The 6,724-nt window shown below is 68.1% G+C and carries 7 protein-coding genes; 5 read left to right on the forward strand and 2 right to left on the reverse strand.

Annotated features, from left to right (window positions below):
* Positions 1–185: 185 nt before the first annotated feature.
* The 3 genes from RM531_RS01925 (at position 186) to RM531_RS01935 (ending at position 3,009) form a co-directional block, all read left to right on the forward strand.
* Positions 186–1,118: an alpha/beta hydrolase gene (locus RM531_RS01925; RefSeq protein WP_311656869.1), complete on the forward strand. Its 933-nt coding sequence runs from the start codon at positions 186–188 to the stop codon at positions 1,116–1,118.
* An 84-nt stretch (positions 1,119–1,202) separates the two neighbouring features.
* The gene (locus RM531_RS01930; protein WP_311656870.1) at positions 1,203–2,489 is read left to right on the forward strand and encodes an NADH:flavin oxidoreductase/NADH oxidase family protein; all 1,287 of its coding nucleotides are present in this window, start codon (positions 1,203–1,205) and stop codon (positions 2,487–2,489) included.
* 118 nt (positions 2,490–2,607) lie between these two features.
* The gene (locus RM531_RS01935; protein ID WP_311656871.1) at positions 2,608–3,009 is read left to right on the forward strand and encodes an MAPEG family protein; all 402 of its coding nucleotides are present in this window, start codon (positions 2,608–2,610) and stop codon (positions 3,007–3,009) included.
* Between the two features lie 50 nt (positions 3,010–3,059).
* Here the strand turns inward: RM531_RS01935 and djlA are convergent, their stop codons facing one another.
* On the reverse strand, positions 3,060–3,818 hold the full coding sequence (gene djlA / locus RM531_RS01940) for a co-chaperone DjlA (RefSeq protein ID WP_311656872.1): 759 nt from the start codon (positions 3,816–3,818) through the stop codon (positions 3,060–3,062).
* Positions 3,819–3,907: 89 nt separating this feature from the next.
* On the opposite strand from djlA, the gene RM531_RS01945 reads away from it, so the two are divergent.
* Both RM531_RS01945 and RM531_RS01950 read left to right on the forward strand, forming a co-directional pair.
* Entirely contained in the window at positions 3,908–4,471 is a 564-nt protein-coding gene (locus tag RM531_RS01945) for a lipocalin family protein (RefSeq protein WP_311656873.1), read from the forward strand.
* A 9-nt stretch (positions 4,472–4,480) separates the two neighbouring features.
* Positions 4,481–6,373: a tetratricopeptide repeat protein gene (locus RM531_RS01950; protein WP_311656875.1), complete on the forward strand. Its 1,893-nt coding sequence runs from the start codon at positions 4,481–4,483 to the stop codon at positions 6,371–6,373.
* Here RM531_RS01950 and RM531_RS01955 read toward each other — a convergent pair.
* Positions 6,370–6,724, reverse strand: a 355-nt coding sequence (locus RM531_RS01955) for a hypothetical protein (RefSeq protein ID WP_311656876.1), incomplete at its 5' end; no start/stop codon positions are given. The genes RM531_RS01950 and RM531_RS01955 overlap by 4 nt on opposite strands.

The following is a 6,724-nucleotide window of genomic DNA, read 5'->3' on the forward strand; positions in this document are numbered from 1 at the left end:
TTGTACCGGTATTGTGCCGAAAGCCGTGGCCACCTGCCCGGACGGGTGGGGTTTTGCCGGCAGCCAGCCGCCACGCTAGGCAGCGGCGCTGGCGGCCGTGGGTAAACGGTGTCAGCCTGCAATTCCAAATAAACGCAATGCCGCCCGATCGGCGTTGCGGCATCAACCGAGGAGGAGACCACGCGATGCTCGACAAACAGCTCGAAGCCGTGATGCAGATGGCCGCCGATCAGGGCGCCCCCGATTTTTCCGATCTGGAACCCCCCGAGTGCCGGGCCTTTTTCCGGGACTTCGTTACCAGCGTCGACCTGCCGCAGGGCGACGTGGACGTGGACAACCGCACCATCCCCGGCCCGGGCGGTGATCTGGCCATCCGCATCTACAAGCCGAAGGGCAGCGGGCCGCATCCGATCCTGATGTATTTCCACGGCGGTGGCTGGGTGATCGGCGACCTGGATGCCTACAACGGCGTGGCCAGCAATCTGGCGGAGAAGGCCGGCTGCGTGACCATTGCGGTGGACTACCGGCTGGCGCCGGAGCACCCGTATCCGGCGGCGGTGGAGGACTGCTACGCCGCGCTGGAATGGGCTGCCGCCAATGCCGGCGAGATCGGCGCCGACGCCGGCCGCATCGCGGTGTCCGGCGACAGCGCGGGCGGCAACCTGGCTACGGTCTGCGCCATGATGGCGCGGGACAACAACGGGCCCAAGGTCAGCTATCAGGCGCTGGTGTACCCGGTTACCCAGACCAAGACCGGCGGCTTCCCCTCCTACGACAAGTACGGCGAGGGCCACCTGCTGACCAATCGCGCCATGGACTATTTCCGCAAGCACTACTTGGACGGCGCCAGCGAGCCGGTGGATTTCCGCGCCGACCCGCTCAACCACGGCAAACTGGCGGATCTGCCGCCGGCGCTGGTGCTGGTGGCCGGTTTCGACCCGCTGCACGACGAAGGTATCGCCTACGCCGAGAAGATGAATGAGGCGGGCGTGCACGTGGTGCTGGCCGACTACCCGGCCGTGGCCCACGGCTTCTTCATGATGGGCGGTGCGCTGGAGGCCTCGCGCCAGGCGGTGGACCAGGCGGCCGGCGCCATTCGCCGGGCGCTCGCGGCCTAGCACCCGGCAAGCGACTCGCGCCGCCGGCGTCTACGGGCGTCGGCGGCGCTTTCCGTCTTGCTCAATGAAAGGAGCCTCGCGCCGATGACCCGCATTACCGATCCGATCACGCTGCCCTGCGGGGTCGAGTTGCCCAACCGCCTGGCCAAGGCCGCGATGACCGAGGGCCTGGCCGATCCGCGCAACCGCGCCACCGAGCGGCACATCAATCTTTACAACTACTGGGCGGCCAGCCATGTCGGCATGGCCCTGTCCGGCAACATCCATGTCGACCGGCGCTATCTCGAACGCGCCGGCAACGTGGCGGTTGACGGCAACGGCGGCCTGGACGAACTCAAGGCCATGGCCGCCGCCGGCAGCCAGAACGGCACGCATTTCTGGGCCCAGATCAGCCACGCCGGGCGCCAGTCACCGGCGCCCATCTGCGCCGAGCCGCTGGCGCCGTCGGCCAGTGCCGTGCACATGCCGGGGGCGGAGTTCAATACGCCGCGGGCGGCCACCGAGGACGATATCGCCGACGTGATCGAACGTTTCGTCCATGCGGCCGAAACCGCCAGAGCCTGCGGATTCGGCGGCATTCAGGTGCATGCGGCGCACGGCTATCTGCTCAGCGAGTTCCTGTCGCCGCTGACCAACCAGCGCAACGACCGCTGGGGCGGCTCGCTGGAAAACCGAGCCCGCCTGCTGACCGAGATCATCACCCGGGTACGCAAGGCGGTGGGGCCGGCCTACCCCATTGCGGTCAAGCTCAACTCCGCCGATTTCCAGAAGGGCGGCTTCAGCCCCGAGGATTCGCGCGAGGTGCTGCGCATGCTCGACGATCTGGGCGTGGATCTGGTGGAACTGTCCGGCGGCAACTACGAGGATCCGGTGCTGCTGTTCGGCGACAAGGACGCCAACGGCCGGCCGGTGCGCGAAAGCACGCGCCAGCGGGAAGCCTATTTTCTCGATTTTGCCCGCGATGCCCGCGAGGTCTGGCAGCGGCCCCTGATGGTCACCGGTGGTTTCCGCACCGCGCAGGCCATGAATGCGGCGCTGGCCGCCGGGGAACTGGATCTGATCGGCATCGGCCGGCCGCTGGTGGGCGACCCGTCCTGCACCGCGCGCCTGCTCGACGGCAGTGCGGATTCGCTGCCCCGCTTCGAGGACCAGCTACAGCCGGTCGGCCCGGAGCAACTGCCGGACCTGGACGAGGCCACGCGGCTCACGGCCAACACCTTCGGGCATCTCGGCTGGTTCTACATGAACCTCTTCCGCATCGGCGACGGCGAAGCGCCGGCCACCGATGCCACCATGCTGGATTCGATTCAGAAGTTTCCGCCGATGGAGCAGGCGGTGGTCGAGCGCTGGGACTCGCCGTGGTCCGCCTGACGTCGGACCGTTCCAGGGTGGCCGGGCAGGCGTTGCGCCCCGTACCCGGCCGGGTATGATGAACATGCCGCGGCACCGCGTCGCGGCAACAACCAACAAGTAAGAAGAGGGGGAGACGATGACAGCATTTACCGCGGTACTTCTGTACCTGATCTGGATGGTGGCGTTGACGCTGGTCTACGCCGGCTACCGCATTCCGCTGGTGCTCACCGGCCAGAAGAGCGCCGATCACTGGGGCCGGGGCCGGCCGTCGGATGATCCGGCGATTCTGCAGCGGGCCAAGGATGCGCATCTCAACTGCGTGGAGAACTTCGCCCTGTTTGCGGGCGTGGTGCTGGTGGCCTCGGCCATGGGCGAGATGGCACTGGCCAATGCCCTGGGGGCGTATGTGCTCTATGCCCGCATCGGGCAGAGCGTGGCGCATCTGATCGGCACCTCGTTCCTGCTGGTGCTGATCCGGGCCACGTTCTTCATCATCCAGCTGCTGCTGATTCTCTACATGGCGATCGATCTGCTCTAACCGGGCCGGTCGATTGGGATCGGGGCGGCCCTTGATACGGCCGCCCTGATTCAGGCCCGCGCTTCGCTGATGCGCTCGTAGGCGTTGGTGATCTCGCGGGTCTTCTGTTCCGCCATCTCCCGCATGCTTTCGGGCAGCCCCTTGGCCGCCAGCTTGTCCGGGTGGTTCTGGCTCATCAGCCGGCGATAGGCCTTCTTGACCTCGGCATCGCTGGCGTCCGGATCGACGCCGAGTACCTCGTAGGCCTGTTCCAGCGACGCCTGGCTGGGGACGCCGCCGCTGCCGGCGCCGCCGAGCATCGCCTCCAGCCGCGCCAGTTCGGCTTCCGACAGCCCCAGCCCGCGGGCCACCCGCCGCAGCATCTCCTGCTCGGCCGGATCGATGTGGCCGTCCGCCGCGATCGCCGACAACTGCACCTGCAGGAACATCTGCAGCAGCGGCCGCTGGCCGCGGGCCTCTGTCGCGAAGGCCGCGACCTCGGCGTCCAGATCGAATTCGGGCGTCTTGCCGCGGTTGAATGCCGCCTTGGCGGCCTCGCGATCGGCGCCGGACAGGCGCAGCTTATCGAACATGGTCTCCGCCATGTCGATCTCGTCGCTGGTGACCTGGCCGTCGGCCTTGCACATTGCCCCCATCACCGCGAATGTCGCTTCCAGGAACCGGGTGCGCACGCGGCCGATCTGGCCGCTGGCCAGCGTCAGCTTGACGGCTCGGCCGCCCCAGACGCCGAGGATGGCGCCGATGATCAGGCCGGGGAATCCGGCGATCATCCACCCGAAGGTGGCGCCGAGCAGGGTAATGGTGACCATGATGTAGAGTTATGGGCTGAGTGGGTGTGTGGCAATGCAACCGTACGGTGGTTCACGCCGTATTCCCGCTGCCATCAAGAGGAAATCGCATGCGTCAGAACGTGTTCGCCGTTGTTACCGCGGGCATTGTAGCCTTGTTGTCCGCCTGCAGCGTGATGCCGCCCGATACCTTCCCCCGTGAAGGGTCGGTGGATATCGAGCGCTACATGGGTGCCTGGTATGTCATCGCCCACATTCCGCCGGATCGCACCCGCAACTCCTACAACAGCATCGAACGCTACACCCTGACCGACGACGGGCGGGTGGCAACCCGCTTCACCTATCGCGAGGGCGGCTTCGATGGCGAGCTGGTCACCATGGAACCAACCGGCCATCCGCTGGCCGAAACCAATAACGCGGTGTGGGGCATGGAATTCTTCTGGCCCCTGCAGATGGAGTACACCATCAGCTATGTGGATCCGGACTACGAGACCACCATCGTCGCCCGCTCGGAGCGGGACTGGGTCTGGATCATGGCGCGCACGCCGGAGGTTGCCGGGCCGGTCTACGACGACCTTGTCCAGCGGGTGGCCGCCCTCGGTTACGACCCCGAGGCCCTGCGTCGGGTGCCGCAGCAGCCGCTGGCGCAGCGCGACGACCTTCAAGCCGAATAACCGCCCTTCATGGCCCGCGTGATGTCGCCGCGGTGCAGGGTCGCACTGCTGGCCACGATGTTCGCGTTGCCCAGCATCGCCGCTGCGGACCCGGCCGACGACGCGCTCAAGCGGTCCAACCACTTCAAGAGCATCGCGGTGCAGCGGTTGTCCGACCTCCAGGGGCAGGTGTTGCGCGAGCGCTTCCCGCCCGATCAGCGGGTGCGCGTCTTCCTCGATGTGCACATGGCCGATTTCCTGCTGGAACACGCCGAAGTCCGGCTCAATGGCAACCGGATCGCCGAACATGACTACAGCGATGCCGAGGCCCGGGCCCTGCGCGATCAGCCCGAGACAACCCACGCCATCGCTCGCGATACCGCCGCCCCCGGGGTGAACACGCTGGAAGTGCGCTACCGCGGCCGCACCGGCGCGGACGGTGATCCGGTGTCCGGCTCGTACCGCCTGAATTTCGACAAGACCGACCGCGGCAAGCTGCTGACGGTGCCGGTGCTGCCGGGGCACACCGTGCGCGACGCGCGCGATCCCACTGCCGGCGGCGTCGCCTGGCAGAGCGATCCGGATGATGCCCGTCTGGGCATGGTGCGCCTGCTGCAGGCCACCGACAGGCCGCTGGCCGCGCTGCTGTTCCTGCTGGAAATTTCCGCGTCGGTCACGACCGCGGAATCGCTGCCCGCCGGTTTCCACACGCTGCTGGCCAGTGGCTACATCGACCTGGGCATGCGGGATCAGGCCTACCGGGCGCTGGCCGATGCCGCCGAGGCGGAAGAGCCGACGGTGGCGGTCACCGGCGCCGCCATCGATCTGGCGGCGCTGGAGTATCGTCATCGGCACGTCGAAGCGGCGCTGGCCATTCTGGAAAATCATCGCGACCGGCTTACCCCGGTCCATCGCAACGACTGGGAGGAGCTGCGCGGCCGGTGCCTGCTGGCCCTGGGCGACAACGACCGCGCGGTGGGAGCGCTGCAGGCGGTCGACTGGTCGCTGGACGAGGCGCCGCATGTGCATTTCAACCTGGCGGTGGCGCTGATCCGCCGCGGCGACGACGAGGCCGGACGCAAGCTGCTCGACCGTCTCGGCCGTGCCGACGACGGCAAGCTGCGTGACAAGGCGAATCTGGCGCTGGGTTACGAGTATCTGCGTGCCGGCGACGGCGAGCGGGCGCGCCGGACCTTTGCCCGGCTGCCCTGGCGTGGGCCGCATACCAGCCGGGCGCTGGCGGGTTTCGGCTGGAGCGAGCTGGCGCCGCTCGCCGGCGATGGCGAGCCGCCGCGCGAAACCGGGGGTATCCGTTTCGGGCCGTTCGTGTTCGGCGCCAGTGAAGTCAAACCCGAGGAAGCCGCGGCGCGGGCGATGTCGGCCTGGAATGCGCTGCTCGAACGGCACCCGCTGGAGCCGGCGGTGCAGGAAGCCCGGGTGGCGCGGGCCTACACGCTGGCCCGTACCGGCGACCATCAGGGGGCGGTGGCGGATTACGAGGCCGCCGTCGACTGGCTCACCGACCAGCGGCGCCGGCTCGACCGCCTTGTCCAGGATCTGCAACGGGGCGAGTACGCGGCCGCCCTGGCCCGCGACGAGTACGGCGAGCTGCCGCCGACCGCCTGGCTGCGGCATACCGTGGCCGAGTCACGCTTCCGCCAGTTGCAGCGCAATTACCAGGAACTGCGTTTTCTGCAGGGGGCCCTGGCCCAGGCCGATCCCTATGGCACGCGGGTGATGCAGCAGGCGCTGTCGCAGATTGCGGATCGCAACCTCCGGGCCGCGCAGATGCTCATCGTGGAACGGGCCAAGCGCCAGGATCAGGTGATCGACAATTACATCCTGGCCGCCCACCGCGGCCGCGTGCGGCTGCTGGAAGAGGCCCGCGAGGCGCGGGCCCGTCCCGGTGTGAACACGCCCTAGCGTTTGCGGGTCAGGCCGCCGGTATGCAGGCCGGTGCGGCCGCTGAGAAGCAGGTCGTCGCCGCGCCGGATCACGTCGGATAGCGGCTCTGCCGTCGGGCTTTCGATCAGGTGCAGCTCGCCGGATTCCAGGTCGCCGTGCACGATGGCGCCGTCCACGCCCACCAGCGTGAGCTGGCCGTCGTCATCGATGTCGCCCCCGAACAGGCTCTCTTTCGAGGGGTTGTCGAGGCGGCGCCAGCCCATCTGCTCGAGTATCGCCGGATCGGTGATGCTTTCGGCCGCGAACGGGTCGTAGGCCATCGGGTCATCCAGCGCCGGCAGGGCGCGCACGTCCTCGGCGTACAGCACC

Source organism: Spectribacter acetivorans (assembly GCF_031846305.1).
In the GTDB taxonomy this organism is placed as follows: domain Bacteria; phylum Pseudomonadota; class Gammaproteobacteria; order Nevskiales; family Salinisphaeraceae; genus Spectribacter; species Spectribacter acetivorans.